At 69.1% G+C, this 22,193-nt stretch carries 19 protein-coding genes and 1 pseudogene; 11 read left to right on the top strand and 9 right to left on the bottom strand.

The features are described 5' to 3' along the window. Positions 1–11 precede the first annotated feature (11 nt). The 3 genes from AC3A3X_RS15040 (at position 12) to AC3A3X_RS15030 (ending at position 1,883) form a co-directional block, all read left to right on the top strand. Complete coding sequence (locus tag AC3A3X_RS15040) at positions 12–512, top strand: GNAT family N-acetyltransferase (RefSeq protein ID WP_487583832.1); 501 nt, start codon at positions 12–14, stop codon at positions 510–512. Between the two features lie 13 nt (positions 513–525). After that, positions 526–1,188: an orotate phosphoribosyltransferase gene (gene pyrE, locus AC3A3X_RS15035; RefSeq protein WP_487583831.1), complete on the top strand. Its 663-nt coding sequence runs from the start codon at positions 526–528 to the stop codon at positions 1,186–1,188. 65 nt (positions 1,189–1,253) lie between these two features. After that, a complete protein-coding gene (locus AC3A3X_RS15030) occupies positions 1,254–1,883 on the top strand; it encodes a hypothetical protein (protein WP_487583830.1) in 630 nt (209 codons plus the stop codon). 251 nt (positions 1,884–2,134) lie between these two features. On the opposite strand, the gene AC3A3X_RS15025 is transcribed toward AC3A3X_RS15030, so the two are convergent. The 3 genes and pseudogenes from AC3A3X_RS15025 to coaBC form a co-directional block, all read right to left on the bottom strand. Beyond that, on the bottom strand, positions 2,135–4,453 hold the full coding sequence (locus tag AC3A3X_RS15025) for a phosphomannomutase/phosphoglucomutase (RefSeq protein ID WP_487583829.1): 2,319 nt from the start codon (positions 4,451–4,453) through the stop codon (positions 2,135–2,137). A 24-nt stretch (positions 4,454–4,477) separates the two neighbouring features. After that, positions 4,478–4,936 carry a dUTP diphosphatase gene (gene dut, locus AC3A3X_RS15020; RefSeq protein WP_487583828.1) on the bottom strand — a complete coding sequence of 153 codons (459 nt, stop codon included), beginning with the start codon at positions 4,934–4,936 and terminating at the stop codon, positions 4,478–4,480. Between the two features lie 132 nt (positions 4,937–5,068). Next, positions 5,069–6,305, bottom strand: a pseudogene (gene coaBC / locus AC3A3X_RS15015) (bifunctional phosphopantothenoylcysteine decarboxylase/phosphopantothenate--cysteine ligase CoaBC). Between the two features lie 210 nt (positions 6,306–6,515). Here coaBC and radC point away from each other — a divergent pair. From radC to AC3A3X_RS14995, 4 genes are all read left to right on the top strand, one after another. Further along, the gene (gene radC, locus AC3A3X_RS15010) at positions 6,516–7,190 is read left to right on the top strand and encodes a RadC family protein (protein WP_487583827.1); all 675 of its coding nucleotides are present in this window, start codon (positions 6,516–6,518) and stop codon (positions 7,188–7,190) included. A gap of 145 nt (positions 7,191–7,335) precedes the next feature. Beyond that, a complete protein-coding gene (gene argS, locus AC3A3X_RS15005; RefSeq protein ID WP_487583826.1) occupies positions 7,336–9,024 on the top strand; it encodes an arginine--tRNA ligase in 1,689 nt (562 codons plus the stop codon). Next, positions 9,025–9,849, top strand: coding sequence for an SPOR domain-containing protein (locus AC3A3X_RS15000; protein ID WP_487583825.1), 825 nt, complete (start codon positions 9,025–9,027; stop codon positions 9,847–9,849). A 158-nt stretch (positions 9,850–10,007) separates the two neighbouring features. After that, a complete protein-coding gene (locus tag AC3A3X_RS14995; RefSeq protein WP_487583824.1) occupies positions 10,008–10,403 on the top strand; it encodes a hypothetical protein in 396 nt (131 codons plus the stop codon). On the opposite strand, the gene AC3A3X_RS14990 is transcribed toward AC3A3X_RS14995, so the two are convergent. The 3 genes from AC3A3X_RS14990 to AC3A3X_RS14980 form a co-directional block, all read right to left on the bottom strand. Next, positions 10,387–11,337, bottom strand: a complete 951-nt coding sequence (locus AC3A3X_RS14990; protein WP_487583823.1) for an NAD(P)-dependent oxidoreductase — start codon at positions 11,335–11,337, stop codon at positions 10,387–10,389. The genes AC3A3X_RS14995 and AC3A3X_RS14990 overlap by 17 nt on opposite strands. Before the next feature lie 43 nt (positions 11,338–11,380). Next, positions 11,381–13,279 (bottom strand): arginine decarboxylase, encoded by a 1,899-nt coding sequence (speA, locus tag AC3A3X_RS14985; RefSeq protein ID WP_487583822.1) that lies wholly within the window; start codon positions 13,277–13,279, stop codon positions 11,381–11,383. Positions 13,280–13,370: 91 nt separating this feature from the next. Next, positions 13,371–15,221 carry a M48 family metalloprotease gene (locus AC3A3X_RS14980; protein WP_487583821.1) on the bottom strand — a complete coding sequence of 617 codons (1,851 nt, stop codon included), beginning with the start codon at positions 15,219–15,221 and terminating at the stop codon, positions 13,371–13,373. 289 nt (positions 15,222–15,510) lie between these two features. Between AC3A3X_RS14980 and speE the strand changes: the two genes are divergently transcribed. Together speE and AC3A3X_RS14970 are read left to right on the top strand one after the other, a co-directional pair. After that, positions 15,511–16,362 (top strand): polyamine aminopropyltransferase, encoded by an 852-nt coding sequence (gene speE, locus AC3A3X_RS14975; protein ID WP_487583820.1) that lies wholly within the window; start codon positions 15,511–15,513, stop codon positions 16,360–16,362. 229 nt (positions 16,363–16,591) lie between these two features. Continuing rightward, positions 16,592–17,245, top strand: coding sequence for a phosphotransferase (locus AC3A3X_RS14970; protein ID WP_487583819.1), 654 nt, complete (start codon positions 16,592–16,594; stop codon positions 17,243–17,245). Here AC3A3X_RS14970 and AC3A3X_RS14965 read toward each other — a convergent pair. Both AC3A3X_RS14965 and AC3A3X_RS14960 read right to left on the bottom strand, forming a co-directional pair. Then, entirely contained in the window at positions 17,235–18,356 is a 1,122-nt protein-coding gene (locus AC3A3X_RS14965; RefSeq protein WP_487583818.1) for an acyltransferase family protein, read from the bottom strand. The genes AC3A3X_RS14970 and AC3A3X_RS14965 overlap by 11 nt on opposite strands. 111 nt (positions 18,357–18,467) lie before the next feature. Continuing rightward, positions 18,468–18,806: a P-II family nitrogen regulator gene (locus tag AC3A3X_RS14960; protein WP_158732151.1), complete on the bottom strand. Its 339-nt coding sequence runs from the start codon at positions 18,804–18,806 to the stop codon at positions 18,468–18,470. 190 nt (positions 18,807–18,996) lie between these two features. On the opposite strand from AC3A3X_RS14960, the gene ubiK reads away from it, so the two are divergent. After that, the gene (gene ubiK / locus AC3A3X_RS14955; RefSeq protein ID WP_200608360.1) at positions 18,997–19,263 is read left to right on the top strand and encodes a ubiquinone biosynthesis accessory factor UbiK; all 267 of its coding nucleotides are present in this window, start codon (positions 18,997–18,999) and stop codon (positions 19,261–19,263) included. Between the two features lie 27 nt (positions 19,264–19,290). Further along, positions 19,291–20,805 carry a YifB family Mg chelatase-like AAA ATPase gene (locus tag AC3A3X_RS14950; RefSeq protein WP_487583817.1) on the top strand — a complete coding sequence of 505 codons (1,515 nt, stop codon included), beginning with the start codon at positions 19,291–19,293 and terminating at the stop codon, positions 20,803–20,805. Between the two features lie 104 nt (positions 20,806–20,909). Here AC3A3X_RS14950 and AC3A3X_RS14945 read toward each other — a convergent pair whose 3' ends face one another. Next, positions 20,910–22,088 carry a putative peptide maturation dehydrogenase gene (locus AC3A3X_RS14945; protein ID WP_487583816.1) on the bottom strand — a complete coding sequence of 393 codons (1,179 nt, stop codon included), beginning with the start codon at positions 22,086–22,088 and terminating at the stop codon, positions 20,910–20,912. Between the last annotated feature and the right edge of the window lie 105 nt (positions 22,089–22,193).

Genomic DNA, 22,193 nt, shown 5'->3' with positions numbered 1-22,193 from the left:
CAATCATCCAAGTGGTCACCCGTGTGAGCGTCGCCCGCGTCCTCGACGAGACCACGGCCGATGCGGTCCGGGCGCTTCGTGTCGGCGAGGACCAGTACCGCTATGTCGGCGACACCGCCTTCAACCTGGCCGACAGCCTGCGCGACCCGATGAGCGAGGCGATCGCGGTGCTTGCCGACGACCGGGTCGTCGGCTTCTACCGGCTCGACTTCGCCCCCAATGCCGTCGCCGGCCGACCGATGCATGCCCCCAGCGTCGGCCTGCGCGCATTCGTGATCGGGCAGGACCAGCAGGGGCGCGGCCTCGGCGCGCAGGCCATGGTGGCCTGCTGCGCCGACCTGCGCCGGCGTCATTCCGATCGCGCCTTGCTGGTGCTCACCGTCAACTGCAACAACGACGCCGCGATCGCCACCTACCGCAAGGTCGGCTTCGTCGACACCGGCGAGCTGTACCGCGGCGGCAGCGCCGGGCCGCAACACCTGATGTTCTTCCCCCTCCAACCGGTTCCCTGACAGTGCACCTTCCATGACCGACCATCGCACCCGCTTCCTGCAACTGGCCCTGCGCGCGCAGGCCCTGCGCTTCGGCGAGTTCACCCTCAAGTCCGGCCGCCAGAGCCCGTACTTCTTCAACGCCGGCCGCTTCGACTCCGGCGCCGCCCTGGCCGAGCTGGCCGGCTGTTATGCCGATGCGATCGATGGCCACGGGGTCGGCTTCGACCTGCTGTTCGGTCCGGCCTACAAGGGCATCCCGCTGGCCACCGCGCTGGCGTGCGAGTACGCGCGCCGCGGCCGCGACCTGCCGCTGGCGTTCAACCGCAAGGAAGCCAAGACCCACGGCGAAGGCGGCAGCCTGATCGGCGCGCCACTGCAGGGTCGCAAGGTGCTGATCGTCGACGACGTGATCACCGCCGGCACCGCGATCCGGGAAGCGCTGTCGATCATCCGCGACGGCGGCGGCGAGCCGGCCGGAATAGTGATCGCGCTCGACCGCCAGGAAGCCGTGGATCCGGCCACTTCCCGACGCTCTGCGGCACAAACGGTCGCAGCCGACCAGGGCCTGCCGGTGATCGCCGTGGCCAGCCTGTCGGACCTGCTCGCCTTTGCCGTTGGCAACGCCGGGCTCTCGGACCAGCGCGAACGCCTCCTGGCGTATCGCGACGCCTATGGCAGCCACACGGCGGCGTGATCGCGCCGGCGATGGCGTGAGTCTTGCATGCGCTTGTGAATAACGTTGCCTCCAGCAAATCCCCCATGACCAAGACGCCTGCCCTGCTCGCCTGCATCCTGCTGATCGCCGTGACCGGATCGACGTTGGCGCAGAAGGCTCCGACCAAGAAGCTGTACTGCTGGAACGAGAACGGTGCCAAGGTCTGTGGCGACGCCTTGCCCGCGCACGCGGTCGATAACGCGCGCACCGAATTCAACGCCAAAAGCGGCCGCGCCGTCAGTCAGCTGCCACGCGCGCTGACCGACGAGGAGCGCGCCGCCGCCGCGGTGCAGGCCAAGGCCGACCAGGACGCCAAGACGGCTGCCGAGGTTGCGGCGCGTCGTGATCGGGCAATGGCCGAGTCCTACGCCACCGAAGCCGACCTGCGCCGCGCATTCGGCGAGCGCATCGCGGTGATGGACGAGACGATCAAGGCCTCGAAGCTGGGCGTCGAAGGCCGTCGGCAGAGCCTGATCAGCCTGCTCGGCCGCGCCGGCGAGACCGAACTGTCCGGCAAGCCGGTGCCGAAGAAGGCCGGCGACAACATCCTGACCCAGCATGAGCTGCTGCTGCGGCAGCGCTCGATGCTGGCTGCGCAGCTGGCCGAGCGCGAGCTGATCGACGAAGACCTGGCGGCGGCGCTGGAGCGGTATCACCAGATGAAGAAGAGCTGAGAAGGCCAGTTCCCCAAGGGCCGTCGCAAGCGAAACGAAGCGACTCCCGCACGGCACCAACTCCCCCTCTCCCGCTTGCGGGAGAGGGCAAGGGGTGAGGGCGAGGCGGTCAGCCAGGCTTGGCGAAGCGGGCGCTTCGCGCCCTTGCCCTCATCCGCCCTTCGGGCACCTTCTCCCGCAAGCGGGAGAAGGGTCGGACACCTCTCCGCCTTAGCACCTTCTCCCGCAAGCGGGAGAAGGGTCCGGGCTCGTCAGAACGGCAGCACCAGGTCCGGCTTCAACGCCAGCAGCTGACCGCGGAAGTCCGCCTTGATCCGGGCCAGCGCCTCAGCGCTGTCGGCATCGAAGCGCATCACCAGCACCGGCGTGGTGTTGGATGCGCGCACCAGGCCCCAGCCATCGGCGAAGTCGACGCGCAGGCCATCGATGGTCGACAAACGCGCACCTTCGAAACGGGCTTCGTCGCGGAAGCGATCGACGAACGTGTGCGGGTCGCCATCGGGTGCATCGACCTTGATCTCCGGAGTCGACACGCCATTGGGCAGCGCCGCCAGGGTCTCGGCCGGGCTGCGCGGCTGCGCGGCCAGGATCTCGAGCAGGCGCGCGGCGGCGTAGATGCCGTCGTCGAAGCCGTACCAGCGCTCCTTGAAGAAGAAGTGGCCGCTCATCTCGCCGGCCAGCTCCGCGTCGGTCTCGCGCATCTTGGCCTTGATCAGCGAGTGCCCGGTCTTCCACATCAGCGGGCTGCCGCCGTGGCGCAGGATCTGACCCGGCAGGCGACCGGTGCACTTCACGTCGTACAGGATCACCGCGCCCGGGTTGCGCTCGAGCACGTCGGCCGCGAACAGCATCAGCAGGCGGTCGGGGAAGATGTTCTCGCCGTCGCGGGTGACCACGCCGAGGCGGTCGCCGTCGCCGTCGAAGGCGATGCCCAGGTCGGCGTCCAGGCGCTGCACCATCTTGGTCAGGTCGACCAGGTTGTGCGGCTCGCTCGGGTCCGGATGGTGGTTGGGGAAGGTGCCGTCGATGTCGCAGTACAGCGGCGTGACCTCGGCGCCGATCGCGCTGAGCACGCGCGGGCCGATCTCGCCGGCGACGCCATTGCCGGCATCGACCACGACCTTCAGCGGACGATCGATCTGCACATCCGATGCGATGCGCTGGACGTAGTCCTCCGAGATGTCGCGCTCGCTCAGGTTGCCCAGATCGCCCAGGTGCAGGCGGTCCTCGGCGATGCGTGCGTACAGGTCGGTGATCGCGGTGCCGGACAGGGTTTCGCCGCCAACCACGATCTTGAAGCCGTTGTAGTCGGGCGGGTTGTGGCTGCCGGTCACCGAGACGCAGGAACCTGCGCGCAGGTGGTAGGCGCCGAAGTACACCACCGGCGTCGGCGCCATGCCGATGTCGACGACATTGCGGCCGGCCTTGCGCAGGCCGGCGATCAGGCCTTCGGTCAGCATCGGGCCGGACAGGCGGCCGTCACGGCCGACCACGATGTCGGTCAAGCCCTGGTCGTGCATCAACGAGCCAATGGCATGGCCGATCAGTTCGGCCACGCCGGCGTCCAGCGACTGGCCGACCACGCCACGGATGTCGTAGGCGCGGAAGATGCCGCGGTCGATAGCGACGGGCAGGGCGGGAGTGGCGGGCTTGGTCTGAGGCACAGGCGGCGGTTTCACGGGCTGAGGGAGGTGCTCCATGCTCTCCGCCAACGTCTGAACGGCACCCTCCTCGGCCGTCTCGGCCTTGCCGCGGGCCAGCTTGAGGTGCGGCAGGCGCCAGGCCAGCAGTGCCAGCAGCGCGAACACGGCGGCGGCGCCGAAGCACAGCATCGCGTCCAGGCCCAGCGGGCCCCCGGCGACGTCCGGCACTGCGGCGGCTACGCGCAAGTCGGTCCCCGGCACCTTGGTGGCCAGGGCTTCGGCGCCCCCGGCCAAGGTGGTGTCGCCACGTTCAAGCGCGCTGAAGCCGCCCTGGCGCAGGGCCAGATAGCTGTCGTCGGAGACGTCGGCGCCCTCCAGCACGGCGGTGACCCTCTGCAGCGGCAGACGCACATAGGCGACGCCGACCATCTGCTCGCCACTTCGCGCCGGAGCCGCCAGCGCAAGCTGCGGGCCGCCGCCATGGCGAATCAGGCCGGCAGTCGGCCGGTCGGCCGCGATGGCGGCCTCGATCACGCCCAGGCGGCCGTAGCCACCCTTGGGCAGTGCCGCGTATTCGGCGGTCAGGTCGATCGGCAGGATGACGACATCGGTCGCACCCGCCCAACCCTGGGCGAGCTGGCTGGAGGCGGCCGCCAGGTCACCTGCGGCCAGCGTGGCCTGCAGCGCTGGCGCCGCAAGTCGCTGGGTCAGCTGCTTCTGTTCTGCGATCAATGCCCGCTGCGCAGCCAGCACCGTGTCGTCACGCACCTGCGCCACTGCCTGCCGGCGTTCGCCGTCCTGATGCAGCTGCCAGCCGCTCCAGCCGAACCAGGCCGCCAGCAGTGCGCAGGCCGCGATGACGAGCGGCAGCACCGACTTGAGCTGGGCGGCGGAGGCCGTCAGCTGCTCTTTCTCAACACCCTTCATGTCTTCCCCTTGTCCAGCGCAACGTCAGCGCACGCCGGTGTGGCCGAAGCCACCGGCACCGCGGGCGCTGGTTTCGAATTCTTCAACCACCTGCAGCGTCGCCCGCACGATCGGCAGGATGACGAGCTGGGCGATGCGATCCCCAGGCTGCATCGTAAAAGCCTCGCGGCCGCGGTTCCAGACGCTGATCAACAACGGCCCCTGGTAATCGGCGTCGATCAGGCCGGTTCCGTTGCCGAGCACGATGCCGTGCTTATGGCCCAGGCCCGACCGCGGCAGGATCACCGCGCACATGGTCGGATCGCCCAGGTGGATGGCCATTCCCGACGGCACCAGCGCCGTGTCTCCCGGCTTCAGGGTCAGGTCTTCGCTCAGCGCCGCGCGCAGGTCCAGGCCGGCGCTGGCGGTGGTGGCGTAGTCCGGTAGCGGCCACTGCGAGCCGAAACGCGGGTCGAGGATCCGGAGCTGGAGGATGTGGTGCATTCGTGAGTTCTGCTGGACGCCGCGGGATGCCGACATGACAGCCGACGCAAATACCATGCCATGACTGGCGCCTGCGTGGGATGGCGCGCCGGCATCGGGTGGCGGGAAAGAGTCGCGTAAGGAGATCGCGACCTATTGGCGCGACAGCGCCTGCGCGACCAGGTCGAGCAGCGCGTCGGCCAGCTCGGTCTTCGGCGCCGGCCCCAGCACCTTCGCCGCGCCATCGGCGGCGTACACGTTGAGCGTGTTGTCGTCGCTCTCGAAGCCGCTGCCGGCCACGCCGACGCGATTGGCCGCGATCAGGTCCAGGCGCTTGTTCTCGAGCTTGCCGCGGGCGTATGCCTCGACATGGTCGGTCTCGGCGGCGAATCCCACGACCAGCCGCGGACGCTGCGCGTGCGAGGCGATGTCGGCCAGGATGTCGCGGGTGCGCACCAGAGTCAGGGTCAGGGTGTCCTGGCCCGACTGCTTCTTGATCTTGCTGCCGGCCGGATGCGCCGGGGCGAAATCGGCGACCGCGGCGGCGCCGACATAGACGTCGGCCGGCAGTTGCGCCAGCACGGCTTCATGCATCTGCGCCGCCGAGCGCACGTCCAGGCGCTGGACGCCGTCGGGCGTGGGCAGCGAGACCGGGCCGGCCACCAGCACGACCTGGGCACCGCGACGGGCCGCCGCCTGGGCGATGGCGAAGCCCATCTTGCCGCTGCTGCGGTTGCCGATGAAGCGGACCGGATCGATGTCCTCGAAGGTGGGGCCGGCGCTGACCACGATGCGCAGGCCGGAGAGCGTCGCGTGCGTGCTCATGCCGTCCTCATGCCTGCGCCGCCACCAGTGCCGAGACGATTTCTTCCGGCTCGGCCATGCGCCCCGGCCCGGATTCGCCTTCGGCGAGCGGGCCGTCGTTGGGACCGATCACGGCCACGCCGCGCGCGCGCAACGTGGCCATGTTGGCCTGGGTGGCCGCGTGCAACCACATGCGATGGTTCATCGCCGGCGCGACGGTGAGCGGTGCGGTGGTCGCCAGGCACAGCGTGCTGACCAGATCGTCGGCGAAGCCGTGTGCCAGCTTGGCCAGCGTGTTGGCCGTGGCCGGTGCAATGACGATACGGTCGGCCCAGCGCGCCAGCTCGATATGGCCCATCGCGGCCTCGGCCGCGGCATCCCACAACGAGGTGCGCACCGGCCGGCCCGACACCGCCTGGAAGGTGGTGGCGCCGACGAAGTGCTGGGCGTTCTGCGTCATCGCCACGGTCACCTCGGCGCCGGCGTCGCGCAGGCGCCGCGCCAGTTCGGCGGACTTGTAGGCGGCGATGCCGCCGCAGACGCAGAGCAGGATCCTGCGTCCTTGCAGAGCACTGGGACCGGTCATCTGTGGGAACTACCTACCGACAATTCGATCATTAGCTTACCCGATGGGACGTCGCGCCCCGGCGGCACTCGATGGCAGCGGCGTGTCGAATGGGCCCGGGTGGCCGGCCGCCGTGATGCTGCATCCAGGGGCACTGGATGCGACCCCTCGCCCCCGGCGGTCGGCCACTTACCCGCAAGCCGGCCCGACCTGATCCGACGAGGACGCCTCATGCACATCCGCGATTGGCCCAGCAGCGAACGCCCCCGCGAGCGGCTGCTGGCCCAGGGCGCCGGCGTCCTGTCCGACGCCGAACTGCTGGCGCTCTTCCTCGGCTCGGGCCTGCGCGGCCGTGATGCGATCGCCACGGCGCGCGAGCTGCTGCAATCGCACGGGCCGCTGCGGGCGCTGCTCGAGCGGCCGCCGCTGGAACTGGCACGACTGCCGGGCCTGGGGCCCGCCCGCGCCAGCCTGCTGGCGGCAGCATTGGAACTGGGCCATCGCCGGCTTGGCGCCGACCTCGAACGTGGCATCGCCATGGACGACCCCATGGCCGCCGGCCGCTACTTCGCCCAGCGCCTGCGCGGGCTGACCCGCGAGGTGTTCGCGGTGCTCTTCCTCGATACCCGCCATCGTGCGCTGGCGTTCGAGGAAATGTTCCACGGCACCCTCGACGGTGCGGAGGTGCACCCGCGCGAAGTGGTCCGGCGCGCGCTGGCGCACAACGCCGCGGCGCTGATCGTCGGCCACAACCACCCCAGCGGCAATCCGGAACCCAGCGCCGCCGACCGCGCCCTCACCGCACGCCTGAAACAGGCCCTGGCGCTGGTCGACCTGCGCCTGCTGGATCATTTCGTGATCGCCGACGGCCCGCCGGTGTCGTTGGCGGCACGCGGCTGGGTGTGAGCCGCCAGCTGTGAATGCGCCGGCCTGTGACGCGCCGACGCGGTGGCACAGGCGGGGCTGACAACGCCACGCGGGACCGCGCAGGCCAATGCCATACCGCCTCGTCGCGTACAATCCCCGGTCCCGCAACACCCGCAGACTCCCCGTGAAAGCCACTCTTCGCGCCCTGGTGGCGCAGGCCATCGACGCCCTCCGCGCCGCCGGCACCCTGCCGGCCGACCTGGCCACGCCCGAGTTCGTGATCGAGCGTCCCAAGAGCCATGCGCAGGGGGATTTCTCGACCAATGCGGCGATGCTGCTGGCCAAGCCGGCCAAGTCCAACCCGCGCGCGATCGCGCAGGCGCTGGTCGATGCCCTGCCGGCCAGTGCCGAAGTGGCGCGGATCGAGATCGCCGGCCCCGGCTTCATCAACTTCCACGTCGCCGAAGGCGCGTGGCGCGAGCGCATCGGCGAGGTTCTGGCGCAGGGCGCGAAGTACGGGCGCAATGCCACCGGCAAGGGCCATCGCGCCGGTGTCGAGTTCGTCTCGGCCAATCCGACCGGTCCGCTGCACGTCGGCCACGGCCGCGCCGCGGTCATCGGCGACTGCATCGCGCGCGTGCTCGATGCCAACGGCTGGGACGTCGCCCGCGAGTTCTACTACAACGACGCCGGCGCGCAGATCAACAATCTGGCCATCTCGGTGCAGGCACGCGCGCAGGGCAAGGGCCCGGATGATGCCGGCTGGCCGGAAGACGGCTACCGCGGCGACTACATCAAGGACGTCGCCCGCGCCTACCTCGATGGCGCCAGTGTCGAAGTCGACGGCCATGTCGTCACCGGCGCCAAGGATCCCGACGATCTCGACGCGATCCGCCGCTTCGCCGTGGCCTACCTGCGCCGCGAGCAGAACCTCGATCTGGAAGCGTTCGGCGTGTCGTTCGACGTCTATTTCCTCGAGTCGTCGCTGTACACCGACGGCAAGGTCGAGGAAACCGTGCGCGAGCTGGTCAAGCACGGCCACACCTACGAGGAAGGCGGCGCGCTGTGGCTGCGCAGCACCGACTTCGGTGACGACAAGGACCGCGTGATGCGCAAGTCCGACGGCACCTACACCTACTTCCTGCCCGACGTCGCCTACCACCTGTCGAAGTGGCAGCGCGGTTACGAGCGCGCGGTCACCGAACTGGGCGCCGACCACCACGGCAGCCTGGCGCGCGTGCGCGCCGGCCTGCAGGCGCTCGATTGCGGCATCCCCGAGGGCTGGCCGGAGTACATGCTGCACCAGATGGTCACGGTCATGCGCGGTGGCGAGGAAGTGAAACTGTCCAAGCGTGCCGGCAGCTACGTGACCCTGCGCGACCTGATCGACGAAGTCGGCCGCGATGCCACGCGCTGGTTCCTGATCGCGCGCAAACCCGATTCGCAGCTGACCTTCGACATCGATTTCGCCCGCAGCCAGTCGCTCGACAACCCGGTCTACTACGTCCAGGTCTCGCATGCGCGCATGTGCGGCCTGGTACGCCAGCTCAAGGAGCGCGGCCTGGGTTACGACCCGGGCAACGGCCTGGCGCAGCCGCTCGACCTGGACGATGCCCCGGCACGCGAACTGGTCGCCACCCTGCTGCGTTACAGCGACGTGGTCGAGACCGCCGGCCGCGACCTCGAACCGCACCAGATCGCCGTCTACCTGCTCGAACTGGCACAGACTTTCCAGACGTACTACAACGACCACCAGTTCCTGGTCAACGACGCCAACACCCGCGATGCACGGCTGGTGCTGGCGATGGCGACGCGCCAGGTCCTGGCCAACGGTCTCGAACTACTGGGCGTGAGCGCCCCCGAGGTGATGTAAGTGGCAGCACGACGCGGCAAGACGCAGGCAAAGCGCAACCAGGGAAACAGCAGCGGCCTGCCGGGGTGGGCATGGATGGTGCTGGGCATCCTGTTGGCGGTAGTGGTCATCCTGGTCGCGCCGAAGTACCTCAAGTCCGGCGGCGACGGATTCTTCCGCCCGCAGCCGAACCCGGACGCCAAGCCGGCCGCGGTCTCGGGCAGCGACGATGAAGCCATCGCCAGCGACGGCGACAGCAGCGAGCCGGCGGACAAGCCCAGGCGCGGCGGCAAGGACGGCGAGAGCAAGAAGGACACCGACTACGACTTCTACACGCTGCTGCCAGGCAAGGAAGTACCTATGTCGGACGCCGAGCTGGCCGCCAGCGAACAGGCCGAAGCCAAGCGCGAGGCGGCGCGGCAGAGGGCGAACAGGACTGACGATGCCGCAGCGGACAAGGTCGACAGCAAGACCACCGCATCCCTGCCCAAGCCGGTCGAGACTGCGCCGGCGGCGGTGGCGACCACCGTGCCGAGGAATGCCGACGCGGCACCGGCGGCAGTGGCGACCACCGACGGCGCCGCCACGCCGGCTGCCACTCCGGTCGACGACGGCACCCGTTACCTGCTTCAGGCCGGTGCATTCCAGGCCTCGGGCCAGGCCGAGGAAATGAAGGCGAAGATCGCCCTGCTCGGTCTGAGCGCGCGGGTGGAGTCGGCCAGCATCAAGGGCGCGACCGTGTACCGCGTGCGCATGGGGCCCTATGGCACGGCCAGCGATCTCGCCGACGCCAAGCGCAAGCTCGCCAGCGGCGGGCTGCCGGCGATGGCGATCAAGGTTCAATAGCCTTTGTCATCCCGAGCGTAGCGAGGGATCTGCTTTCCGCGGCGAACAGCGGGTCCCTCGCTGCGCTCGGGACGACATGACGGTCCGACCTCTGCGACCGCGGTCACCGCGCCGTGCTGCGGCGCGGGCTAGACTGCGCCGATCTTCGAGGGGACGGCATGGACAAGCGCATTCTTTGGGGCTGCATAGCGGCGTTGGGCCTGCTGGTGCTGTTTGCCGTGATCACGATGCTGTTCGATGCGCGCCTCAATCATGCGCTCAAGACGCCGCTGGGCGACCTGCCCGTACTCGATCTGCTTGGCGTGCTGGTGGCGATGGCCGCCGGCGGCGCGATCGCCGGCGTGCGCTTTGCGCGGATCGCGGCGGTATTGATGGCCGTGGTCTGGGTGACCAGCCTGGCCGTTCCGGCGGCATCGCCGTCGATGCCGCTGATGCTCGTGCTCAAGTTCAATGCGCTGGCGATGCTGCTTTCGCTGGCCCTCGCGGTACTGGGCGCCCGCCTGGGCGCGCAGTACGGTCCGCAATGGCTGGCGCGGATCAGGCGCCGCGCTTGAGGGTGATCAGCGCCGACGTGTCGGCCTCGCCCTGTCCGTGTTCGATCAGTTCGGCGTAGTCGGCCAGCGCCTGTTCGACGGTGGGCAAGCGCAGCCCGCAATCGCGCGAGATGGACTGGACGATGCGCAGGTCCTTGAGCATGTGCGCACACTTGAAACCCGGCACGAACTCGTCACGCAGCATGGTCGCGCCGCGCTTTTCCAGGAACCAGTTGCTCGCCGCTCCGGCCAGCAGCGTCGGCAGCAGCTTGTCGGGGTTCAGTCCGAGCTTCTCGCCCAGCGCCAGGCCTTCGCTGACCGCTTCGTTGATGCCGGCGACCAGCACCTGGTTGACCGCCTTGGCGGCCTGGCCGGCACCGCTCGCACCCATGTGGGTGACGCGCGCGGCATAGCTCTCGATGACCGGGCGGACGCTGTCGAGCGCTTCGGAGTTGCCGCCGACCATCACCGACAGCTTGCCGTTGCGCGCGCCCTCGACACCACCGGAGACCGGCGCATCGAGGAAGGCGATGTTGTGCGCACCGAGCATGGCCGCGCAGCGACGTGCGGTCTCCACCGCCACGGTCGAGTGGTCGATCACCACCGCGCCCGGCTTGAGCACTTCGGCCAGCGCGGCCACGTTCTCCAGCACGTCGGCATCGAGCGAGACGCACAGCACCACCACGTCGCAGTCGGCGAAGTTCGCCGCCGACCGTGCCGCGCGTACCGAAAGCTCGGCGGCCATGGCGTCGGCCTTGGCCTGGGTGCGGTTGCCCACCGCGATAAGCAGGCCGGTGTTGTGTATGTGGCGCGCCATCGGCGCGCCCATCGCGCCCAGGCCGATCAGTCCAACTTTCATCGTATTCATATTCCGCTTGGGGGCAGGTGGGGCAGCGATCCGCTGCCACCTTCCTGACTGAAAACGCGATCCACCGCCGGGCGGGGACCGCTGCAATCCGCGCAGGGGCGCGGAGTCGTGTTTGCGCCGGACAGGGCGTTCACGCCAGCGGCGTGTCGTCCAGATAGGTGTAACCGGTCAGGCCGGTTTCCAGGGCCGCGCCCATCCGCGCGGCCTCGTCGGCCGGCAAACCTGCCGCCGCGACCTTGGCCTGGTAGGCGGCACGCAGGTCCGACAGCTTGTAGCCGACGTAGTCGAGCATGACGTCGGTGGTGTCGCCGCGCCGCTGCTGGGTCAGCTGGTAGCCCTGCGCAGACGTTGCTTCGACGCGCACTTCGATCGCATCGGTGTCGCCGAACAGGTTGTGGATGTCGCCGAGGATCTCCTGGTAGGCACCGACCAGGAAGAAGGCGATGCGGTAGCTCTCGCCCGCGCGCGGCGCGTGCAGCGGCATCGAGGTGTCCAGGCCCTCGTTCTCGACGTAGGTCTTGACCGTGCCGTCGGAGTCGCAGGTCATGTCGGCGAGGATGCCGCGGCGCGTCGGCGCCTCGTCCAGGCGTTCGATCGGCACGATCGGGAACACCTGGTCGATCGCCCACACGTCCGGGATCGATTCGAACACGCTGAAGTTGACGAAGTACTTGTCGACCAGGCGATCGTTGAGTTCGTCGAGCAGCTCGCGATGGCTCTTCTCGTCGAAGCTCAGGCGCTTGCGCACGGCGTGCGCGATTGCATAGAACAGGTCGTCGATTCGCGCGCGATGCACCAGGTCGATCTGGCCGAGCGCATACAGCGACAGGCCCTCGCTGTGGTGGTGCTGGGCCTCGTGGAACAGCTCCACCGCTGGGCGCTGGTCGAGTTCGGCATGGATCTCGCGCAGATGGCGGATCACTGCCGGCTCGTCGTCGTGCTCGTCGGGGATGCGGCCTTCCGGCGCTTCCTCGACCTCCGACACGTTGGCCACCAGCACGGCATGGTGCGCGGTCATCGCGCGGCCGCACTCGGTGACGATGCGCGGCGGCACCAGGCCGTGCTCGGCGCAGGCTTCGGCCAGCGGCTGGACGATGTTGCTGGCGTACTGGTGGACGCCATAGTTGATCGAGCAGTAGCCGCGCGAGCGCGTGCCCTCGTAGTCGATGCCCAGACCGCCACCAACGTCCATGTAGGCGATGCGCGCGCCCAGGCGCGACAGCTCGACGAAATACCGCGTCGCCTCGCGCATGCCGTTGGCGATGTCGCGGACGTTGGAGATCTGCGAGCCCATATGGAAGTGCAGCAGCTGCAGGCAGTCGGTCATGCCGCTGTCGCGCAGGTTCTTCCACAGGTCCAGCACCTGGCGCGGGGACAGGCCGAACTTGGCCTTGTCGCCGCCGCTGTTCTGCCACTTGCCGGCGCCCAGGCTGGCCAGGCGCATGCGCACGCCCAGGCCGGGCTTCACGCCCAGCGCCGCGGCTTCCTCCATGACGATCGCCAGCTCGGACGGCTTCTCGATGACGATGAAGGTCTGCAGGCCGAGCTTGCGGCCGATCAGGGCCAGTCGGATGTACTCGCGGTCCTTGTAACCGTTGCAGACGATCAGGCCACCGGGACGGCTCAGCGCCAGCACCGCCATCAGCTCGGGCTTGCTGCCCGCTTCCAGGCCGAAGCCGTCGCCGTGGTGCGAGGCCAGCGTGCCGGCCACGCCCTGGTGCTGGTTGACCTTGATCGGGTACACCGCGGTGTAACCGCCGGCGTAGTCCCAGTCGGCCTGGGCCTGGGCGAAGGCCGACTGCAGCTTGCCGAGGCGGTCGCCGAGGATGTCGGGGAAACGCACCAGCAGCGGCAGCTTGGCGCCGTTGCCGCGGGCACGGTCGACCACCTCGGGCAGCGACACGTCCGGACCGGCCGCGCCGCGCGGACGGACCACGACCTGCCCGGCCGCATTCACGTCGAAGTAGCCCTCCGACCAGTGCGGAATCGAGTAGGTCTTGCGGGCCTGATCGAGCGACCAGTGGGACATCGGCGTGCTACCGGCGGAGGTGGGGGACGCGCATTCTACAGCCCCCCTGACCCGGGGGCCGCGAAGGCTGCGGCGACCTCTCCGGGAACGCCTAGCGGCGGCCGTAGACCGGGGCTCCGGCGGCTTTCCTGAGCCGCGAGGCGACCGAACGCTGGTTGGGCGCGGTGAAAACGATGAAGCTGCCCGGAAGCTCCAGCGCATCCACGACCTTCTGCAGGGCCGAGGACTCGTTGAGCACCATGCCGCGCCAGGTCACCAGCACCGCGTAGTGGTGCACGCCCGAGCTGTCGCCGTCGATCTGCTTGCGTGCGATCCAGGCCTGCTTGACGTTGCCGACCCGGTCGAAGGCGTCGATCGCCTCGCGCAACGCGGCCGGCTCCAGGCCGTGGGCAACGAAGCGGTCGCGCGCGCCCAGTTCGTTGCGGGCATGCAGCGCATCGATGCGGCGGTCGTTGAGCGCACGCAAGCGTGCCTGCACGGCTTCGCGCTCGGTGATGTTGCCGCGCCGCTGGTGGTAGCGGTCGAGCTGGTACAGCGCGGGCTCCGTCGCCTCCGGGTCGAGGTCCATCGCGCGCCGCAGGTGGACGACGCCGGCATTGTCGTCGCGCTGGAGCAACAGCACGCCCAGCCGGTAGTGCGCGAGCGGGGCATTCGGGCTGACCTCGAGGGCGGCACGGAACAGCGGCACCGCGTCGACGTCCGGACGCAGGTCATCGACCAGGCGCGCGTGCTCCACCGCCTCTTCGCTGCTGCGTTCGGCCTTGTTGTCCAGCTCGTCCAGGCGGGCGCTGTCGCGCCGGTGCTGGTCGTGGCGCTCGCGCCAGTTCTCCTCGACCCCTTCGCGCCACTCCTGGCTGAAGCGCTCCTGCAGCAGGTCCTGCAGCGGGCCGAGCAGCACGTCGGCGGCGCTGCGGTTCGGCGTCGGCACCGGTGCGGCCGGCTGGCCGAGCGCCTCCAGGCGCTGCGCCAGGGTCGGATGCGTGTCTTCCAGATCCGGCGTCTCCTGCAGCAACTCGGCCAGGCGCGTGCTTTCGTCCGCGCCCGGCCTGGAGAAGCTCGCGGCCATCTCCCGGTACAGCGCCACAGGTGGCTGCGCGTGGGTCTGCATGGAACGGTGCACGTCCGGCCAGAAGTCTCGGTCGAGCACGGTCGCGCCCAGCCCGACCCGCTGCAGCGCCTGCGCCGCCACGGGCGCGCCGACCACGCGCGCCGCCGTCGCATCGGCCTCGTATTCGTTGGCGCGGGCGAGCACGAAGCTGTAGGCGTTGAAATACGGCGCATACCAGTCGAAGAAGCGCCTGAACAGCTTCGTGGTCCACGAGCGTTGCAGCGCCAGCCCGTCGAGCAGGCTGTACCAGCTCTCCCGCACGCGGTAGATCCAGCCGGCGAAGCGGCTGTGGCCGCCACCGAAGTGACCGAACTCGTGGGCGATGACCGCGTCGAACTGCTCGCGGCTCAGCAACTGCATCAGCGGCAGCCCGAGCACCAGGTAGTGGCCGTTGCCGAGCAGGCCCATCGCGCGCGGGACGCTGGCTGCCGCTGCGTTGAGTCGCGAGTCGATGATGATGCCCTGCAGCGGCGGTGCGCCGGTCTGCTCGCGCAGCCATTCGACCTCGGCACGCAGCTCCGGGGCCTCGCCGTCGCGCAGCAGGTAACCCGGCGGCGGCTCGATGCGGATCCACAGTGACTTGATCACGAACCAGCCGAACGCGACCGGAATCCAGATGATCTTGATCAGCTTCAACAGGAGCACCGGGCTGATCGCCAGCAGCACCAGCACCAGCCCGAGCGACATGCCCAGCGCCAGCAGCACCGCGCCGCCGAGCACCGCGAAACCCAGCCCGGCCAGCAACGCCAGCTTGAAGCGGTAACGCCCCGGCGATTGCCGGGCCTCGCGCTCCAGACGCTCCACCAATCCCCGATACCGTGCGACCGACGCCATCCGTGTTGCCTCCCCCTGAGGTGCGGACATCGTAGGGGGTGTGGGTGCCGCTTGAGTAGACCGCCCACGCAGCGGCGCGCCATCGTCGCGGCCAAGGTGAGGACCCGGGCCGGCGCTGGATCCCGGCGTCCGCCGGGATGACGGTGAGGGGATGAAGCGGGTAGGACCGGTGCCGGCGCGTCACGGCCGGTCCGCTACAATGCCGCCCCCTATTCCCCCGCCAGCTCCCGGGCCTGTCATCGACGACGGCTACCCTCGGGACGCGGCCACCTCCCTGGGACGAACCGGCATGAGCAACGACACCTCCTGGCATTACGAGAACTTCGAACCGACCGGCTCGGCCATCGGCTATCGCATCACCCGCAAGCTCGATGAGGTGCAGTCACCGTTCCAGAAGATCGAGATCTTCGAGAGCACCGACTGGGGCAACCTGATGCTCATCGACGGCGCGATGATGCTGACGACGAAGGACAACTTCTTCTATCACGAGATGATGTCGCACCCGGCGCTGTTCACCCATGCCGCGCCGAAGAACGTCGTCATCATCGGCGGTGGCGACTGCGGCACGCTGCGCGAGGTGCTCAAGCACCCCGGCGTCGAGAGCGCCGTGCAGTGCGACATCGACGAGCAGGTCACGCGCATGGCCGAGAAGTGGTTCCCGGAACTGTGCGACGCCAACCACGATCCGCGCGCGACGCTGATGTTCGATGACGGCATCGCCTACATGAAGAACGCCGCGCCCAACAGCCTCGACGTCGTCATCGTCGACTCGACCGACCCGGTCGGCCCGGCTGAGGGTCTGTTCAACAAGGCCTTCTTCGAAAGCTGCTTCCGCGCCCTCAAGGACGACGGCATCCTGGTGCAGCAGTCCGAGTCGCCGCTGATGCTGCTGGAGCTGATCAAGGAAATGCGCGCGGAAATGGGCAAGGCCGGTTTCACCACTTTCCAGACCTTGCCGTTCCCGCAGCCGTGCTACCCGACCGGCTGGTGGAGCTGCACGCTCGCGCGCAAGGGCAAGGGTTTCGATTTCCGCGAAGCCGACGCGCGCGCCAAGGGCTTCCAGACCCGCTACTACACCGCCGACATCCACCAGGGCGCGGCCAAGCTGCCGCCGTTCGTGGCCGCCGAACTGGGCGAGTAAGGGCGCCGCCTCGCTCTGCTGAAGGAGCCCCGCAGATTGCGGGGCTCTTTGCTTTTCCGGGCCAGACATGGCCGTGGGCCCGCAATGCATCGTTCCGTTCGCAGAACTGTCACAAACGCCCCCGCGGCCTAGAATTCGCGCCACTGCCTCGCCCTCCCCCTGCGAGACCGGCCCGTTCCCTCCCCCCGACGGTCCACGGTGCCGGCCTGGATGCCGCCCAATGAATCTGATGAAATCCCCGGCCCCGCGGGTGCGACCGGTGCCGCGGCCGTCGCGGATGCTCAAGCGCGGCGAACGGCTGCTCGAGCCCAACGTCTACGTGGCCGACCTCGGCGGACGCCCCGCCGTGATCAAGGACTACAGCCGATATCGCTGGACGCCGCTGGCGCCGTTCGCGCGGATCCTGGTGCGCCGGGAGGCGCGCGTGCTGAAACTGCTGCGCGGCTGGCGCCATGCACCGGCGCTGCTCGGCACGATCGGCGGCCTGGCGCTGGGCATGGAACTGGTGCAGGGCGAGCCGCTCGACAGCGAGACCCTGCAAGCCGCCGGTGCGCAGTTGTTCCAGCAGTTGCGCAGCGCGGTGGCCAGCCTGCATGCCGCGGGCATCACCCACAACGATTTGCACGCGTCCAACATCCTGGTCTGCGGCACCACGCCGGTGCTGATCGACTACGCCTCGGCGCTGCGCACGCCGCGCTGGTTGCGCTCGCTGCCGCTGGTGCGGCAGTTGCGTCGAAGCGACCTGGCCAACGTGTTCAAGATGCAGCAGCGCCTGACCGGCGAAGGCCCAACGAAGCAGCAGGCGGCGGCGCTGGCCGAGCCGACCTGGGTGCGGGCGCTGCGCGATGGCTGGCGGCGGTTGTACCGGGTGATCAAGCGGTAACCGCTTCGCCTGCTTCGCGGGGATTGCGGCGCGCCGATTGCCACCGCGCACGCAGTTGCAGGAACGGTCGCTCGACGGCGTAGTACAGCAGCGCACCGCCCGCGAGCGTCGCCAGTGCATAGACGGCGAAGGCCACCAGCCCGCGCCCTTGCAGCCATTGACCGAACTGCACGTCCACGGCGTGGAACACCAGCTTGTGGCTCAGGTACAGGCTGTAGGAGATCGCCGCAACCCATGCCGCACCCGGCACGCGCCAGCGTCCGATCCAGCTGCGCGCGCTCGCGCCGGCCACGACCAGGCAGGCGATCGCGGCCGACAACACCGGCCAGCCGATCGAATTGCCGGGCAGCCCGCCGCGCTCCCGGAACAGCCACAGGGCCAGCGCCATCAGCGCCAGGCCGAGCAGCGCGAACGCGTTGCCGCGCTCGCCCATGCGCGCCCACAACGCCGGGCGGAACACCGAGATCGTCGCCAGCACCACGCCGGCCAGCAGGCCATCGAGGCGATTCCAGGTCGGGTAGTAGATGTCCTCGATGTACCAGTTTCGCGGCGGGTGCATGGCGGTGTCGTGCAGCCAGATGCCGGTACGAAGCGCGATGCCGCCCAGCACCACCAGCGCGCATAGGCCGACGAACTTCGCCATCGATGGCCGCCGCGTCAGCCACCACGCCAGTGCCGGGAAGACCAGATAGAAATGCTCTTCCACGCACAACGACCAGGCATGCGAGAACGATGCCTGGGTGCCGTAGTGGACCAGCAGGTTCATCGTGAACGTGGCGAATTGCCACCATGGCGCCATGCCCTCGGCCTCATGCAGGTCGGGGAAGGTCAGGTAGATCGCCAGCACCACCGCGAACGCCGGCAGGATGCGGCAGGCGCGACGCGAGTAGAAATCGGTGAATGGCAGCCGCCCGCCGCGCGCCAGCGGCGCCAGCACCTGGCCGCCGATCAGGAAGCCGCTGAGGACGAAGAAGATGTCCACGCCCATCCAGCCGAAGCGCGACAGCCAGGCGAAATCCGGGCCGAGACCGCCGACCAGGAACGAGTGGAACAACATCACCCAGATGACGGCGATGGCACGCAGCAGGTCCAGCCCGGGAAGTCGGCTCATTCGCAATTCGTGTGTGGGTACTGCGCCGGTCCGTGGCGCGACGGGCCTGCCGAGCAGGCGAGCAGGCGAGCAGGCGAGCAGGCGAGTAGCGATATCTGCAGCGCGCGGAATCTAGAGCGCGTCGCCGTCCATCTCGCCGGTGCGGATGCGCACCGCGCGTTCCAGGTCCCAGACGAAGATCTTGCCGTCGCCGATCTTGCCGGTGCCGGCGGCCTTCATGATCGCCTCGACCACCGCCTCGACCTGGTCGTCGGTGATGGCGACCTCCAGCTTGATCTTGGGCAGGAAGTCGACCACGTATTCTGCGCCGCGGTAGAGCTCGGTGTGACCCTTCTGCCGTCCGAAGCCCTTGACCTCGGTGGCGGTGATGCCGGCCACGCCGGCCTCGGCCAGCGCCTCACGGACATCGTCGAGCTTGAACGGCTTGATCACCGCCATGACCATCTTCATCGGATCTCTCCCGGTCCGGACCGGACCCCTGCTACGCGGCAGGATAGCGAAGACTGCGCCCGCACGAGTAGCCATGCGCTACAGTGGCCCGCCCGCTCGGAATTTCCTGACAGCAGGTTGCAGCAGACGCCTACGGCGCCCTCACGGCCCCCGCCCCAAGCTGCGACTACTGCTGGAGGACTCATCACCCATGATCGACCTCAACCACATCGACGACCTCGCCCGCCGCCTCAGCACCCTGGTCCCGCCGGGACTGCGCGAGAGCCGCGAGGAGCTCCAGCAGAACTTCAAGTCGGTGCTGCAGTCCGGCCTGGCCAAGCTCGACCTGGTCACGCGCGAAGAATTCGAAGTGCAGCGCGCGGTCCTGCTGCGCACCCGCGAGAAGCTCGACGAGCTGCAGCGCACCGTTGCCGAACTCGAAGCCCAGCTCGGTGGCAGCGCCTCCCCGCGCCACTGATTCCCGCCCACTAAAGGCTTGTCCCCGATGAACCTGGCACTCGTGCACAGCCGTGCGCGATCGGGCGTTCGTGCGCCGGCGGTACGGGTCGAGGTCTACCTGGCCGGCGGCCTGCCGTCGATGTCGATCGTAGGATTGCCCGAAGCGGCGGTACGCGAAGCCAAGGACCGGGTTCGTGCGGCGATCCAGTGCGCACAGTTCGAGTTTCCGGCCCGGCGCATCACCGTCAACCTTGCACCGGCCGACCTGCCGAAGGAAGGCGGTCGGTTCGATCTCGCCATCGCCCTGGGGATCCTCGCCGCCAGCGGGCAGATCCCGCTCGAGGCGCTCAACGACCATGAGTTCGTCGGCGAACTCGGCCTGACCGGCGAGCTACGCGCGATCGACGGCGTGCTGCCGGCGGCACTGGCCACCGCGCAGGCCGGGCGGCGGCTGATCGTCCCCGCCGGCAATGGTGCCGAGGCCGCGCTCGCCAGACAGGTGGAAGTGCGTACCGCGCGCACGCTGCTGGAAGTGTGCGCGCAGCTCACCGGCCGCAAGTCGCTGCCGCTGGCCGTAGCCGTGCCGGGCATGCGCGGACAGCAACCGGACCTGGCCGATGTACGCGGGCAGGTCCATGCCCGCCGGGCGCTGGAGATTGCCGCCGCTGGCGGCCACCACATGTTGCTGATCGGCCCACCCGGTTGCGGAAAGACGCTGCTCGCTTCGCGCCTGCCCGGCCTGTTGCCGGAGGCATCCGAAGCCGAAGCGCTGGAAGCGGCGGCGATCGCCTCGGTCAGCGGTCGCGGACTCGACCCGGCACGCTGGCGCGAACGTCCGTTCCGCGCACCCCACCACACCGCCAGCGCGGTCGCGCTGATCGGCGGCGGCGCTCAGCCGCGCCCGGGCGAAGTCTCCATGGCCCATCACGGCGTGCTGTTCCTGGACGAACTGCCCGAGTGGGAACGGCGCGCGCTGGAAGTGCTGCGCGAGCCGCTCGAATCGGGCGTGGTCACCGTGTCGCGCGCGGCGCGAAGCGCGGAATTCCCGGCGCGGTTCCAGCTGGTCGCGGCGATGAACCCTTGCCCTTGCGGCTGGGCTGGCGATGCCTGCGGCCGTTGCCGCTGCAGCAGCGAGGCGATTGCGCGCTATCGCGGCCGCATCTCCGGTCCGCTGCTCGATCGCATCGACCTGCATGTGGAAGTGGCGCGGCTGCCGCCGTCGGAATTGCGGCCCGATGCGCCGCTGGCGGAAGACACGGCCTCAGTACGCACGCGAGTAGTGGCTGCGCGTGAACGACAACTCACGCGGTGCGCAAAACCCAATGCGCAGCTGGGCCAGGCAGAGACTGCGTCGACGTGTTGCCTGTCGGCGGGCGACCACGCCTTGCTCGAACGTGCCGTCGATTCGCTGCAGCTGTCGGCGCGGTCGCTGCACCGGATCCTGCGGGTGGCGCGGACGATCGCCGACCTGGCCGGCGAAGCGTCGATCGGGACCGCGCACCTGACAGAAGCCATCGGGTTGCGGCGTGCGGCGCGTGGATTGGACGCGCAAGGGCCCTGAAGGCCACCGTAGGAGCGAGCTTGCTCGCGACCACCGGCAGGCTGGCTGCACGCATCACGCGAACGCCGGCGTGATCAAGGCCAGCCCCATGACGCAGATTTGGTTCAGCGTTGTGAAGCCGGTTCCTCGCGTACCCAGACCCGCTCGGCCGGGTCGAGCTCTGCGGTCTCCATGATCTGCCCGCGCCAGCCGAAGCCGCAGATCGCCAGCGCCCCCTGGTGGATCGGGTCGAGGCCGAAGGCCTGCTCCAGCTCGACCTCGTTGATCGCACCGGTGATGAAGGCGCCCAGCCCGGCCTCGGTCGCGGCCAGGTAGAGGGTCTGCGAGAGGTGGCCGCCTTCCAGCGCGACCACACGGTAACCCTTGGCGTGGTGGCGGTACTTCCAGAAGGTGCGGTCGAAGCGCGGCGACAGCAGCACGACCACATGGGCATCGGCGAACCAGTGCTGCTGGGCAACCATGTCCATGACGAACTCGCGCAGCGGCTTGTCCGGCCCGGCCAGCGGTTCGAGCGCGTGCTCCTGCGCCTGGTAGTGGTACAGCCCCGGCTCCACGCCCTCGACGTGCTGGACGATCAGGTAGCACTCCATCGGGTGCAGGCCACCGCCGGAGGGGACGTTCTTTTTCAGGAATGTCAGGTCGTCGCTGATCCGTACCTCGGCCTGGGCGGCGAACACCCGCTGCAGCAACTGGGCGAACAGGTCGTAGGGGACCTTGCGGGCCGGGTCGAAGTTGCGGCAGGTGGCGCGGCGGGCGAGGAGGTCGTCGAAGGCGGTGGGGGCGACGCGCGGAAGCGGCAACCGTGCGCTGCCCTCCCGCGCGTCGATGGATGGCGGCGCCCCGAGCACGCTGCGCATCCCAACTGCCGTCCCGGTGCCGCTGTCCTCCATGTTCTTGACCGCATCGACACCGGTCCAACGACTGAAGGCGTGCAGCGTCGCCGCCAGCGGGTGCCAGTAGACGTCCCTTAGTCGTTCGTCGCGCTGGCGCATCCCGGCGTGGCGCTTGCCGCTCCCGATCAACAACCCTTTACGCAGCAGCTGCCTGATGGCGTCGTGGTCGGCATCGATGGCTTTCGAATCCACCCATTGCACGGGACTCAGTCCGCCCAGCAACTCGCGTTCGGCCTCGTCGACTTCCACCTCGTCGCCCAGGTGTGCCGCCAATGCAAGCCAGCGCCGCTCCCGCAACAATCCATCTCCGCCGCTCATGAGCACGCCAAGGTCAAAGCTGACCTCCTCACGTGGTTCAAGCAGGAGCACCGTGCAACGCCTAACTTTCATGAGTCCCCGGAACCAGAACAGTCCGGCCACAGGTTAACCCGATTGCGCGCAGCGAACGCTGGGACCTGGCGCCACAGGCGTACCGCAGCCGCCCGATGGCCGACA

Source organism: Lysobacter sp. Soil_N_23 (assembly GCF_057656135.1).
This window is presented reverse-complemented; position numbering and strand designations above follow the sequence as displayed.

What these genes read in the sequence shown, in the direction of transcription:
- pyrE (WP_487583831.1), top strand. Translation starts at nt 526, where the DNA reads ATGACCGACCATCGCACCCGCTTCCTGCAACTGGCCCTGCGCGCGCAG.
- AC3A3X_RS15030 (WP_487583830.1), top strand. Translation starts at nt 1,254, where the DNA reads ATGACCAAGACGCCTGCCCTGCTCGCCTGCATCCTGCTGATCGCCGTG.
- AC3A3X_RS15025 (WP_487583829.1), bottom strand. Translation starts at nt 4,453, where the DNA reads ATGAAGGGTGTTGAGAAAGAGCAGCTGACGGCCTCCGCCGCCCAGCTC.
- dut (WP_487583828.1), bottom strand. Translation starts at nt 4,936, where the DNA reads ATGCACCACATCCTCCAGCTCCGGATCCTCGACCCGCGTTTCGGCTCG.
- radC (WP_487583827.1), top strand. Translation starts at nt 6,516, where the DNA reads ATGCACATCCGCGATTGGCCCAGCAGCGAACGCCCCCGCGAGCGGCTG.
- AC3A3X_RS14995 (WP_487583824.1), top strand. Translation starts at nt 10,008, where the DNA reads ATGGACAAGCGCATTCTTTGGGGCTGCATAGCGGCGTTGGGCCTGCTG.
- speA (WP_487583822.1), bottom strand. Translation starts at nt 13,279, where the DNA reads ATGTCCCACTGGTCGCTCGATCAGGCCCGCAAGACCTACTCGATTCCG.
- AC3A3X_RS14980 (WP_487583821.1), bottom strand. Translation starts at nt 15,221, where the DNA reads ATGGCGTCGGTCGCACGGTATCGGGGATTGGTGGAGCGTCTGGAGCGC.
- speE (WP_487583820.1), top strand. Translation starts at nt 15,511, where the DNA reads ATGAGCAACGACACCTCCTGGCATTACGAGAACTTCGAACCGACCGGC.
- AC3A3X_RS14970 (WP_487583819.1), top strand. Translation starts at nt 16,592, where the DNA reads ATGAAATCCCCGGCCCCGCGGGTGCGACCGGTGCCGCGGCCGTCGCGG.
- AC3A3X_RS14965 (WP_487583818.1), bottom strand. Translation starts at nt 18,356, where the DNA reads ATGAGCCGACTTCCCGGGCTGGACCTGCTGCGTGCCATCGCCGTCATC.
- AC3A3X_RS14960 (WP_158732151.1), bottom strand. Translation starts at nt 18,806, where the DNA reads ATGAAGATGGTCATGGCGGTGATCAAGCCGTTCAAGCTCGACGATGTC.
- ubiK (WP_200608360.1), top strand. Translation starts at nt 18,997, where the DNA reads ATGATCGACCTCAACCACATCGACGACCTCGCCCGCCGCCTCAGCACC.
- AC3A3X_RS14950 (WP_487583817.1), top strand. Translation starts at nt 19,291, where the DNA reads ATGAACCTGGCACTCGTGCACAGCCGTGCGCGATCGGGCGTTCGTGCG.
- AC3A3X_RS14945 (WP_487583816.1), bottom strand. Translation starts at nt 22,088, where the DNA reads ATGAAAGTTAGGCGTTGCACGGTGCTCCTGCTTGAACCACGTGAGGAG.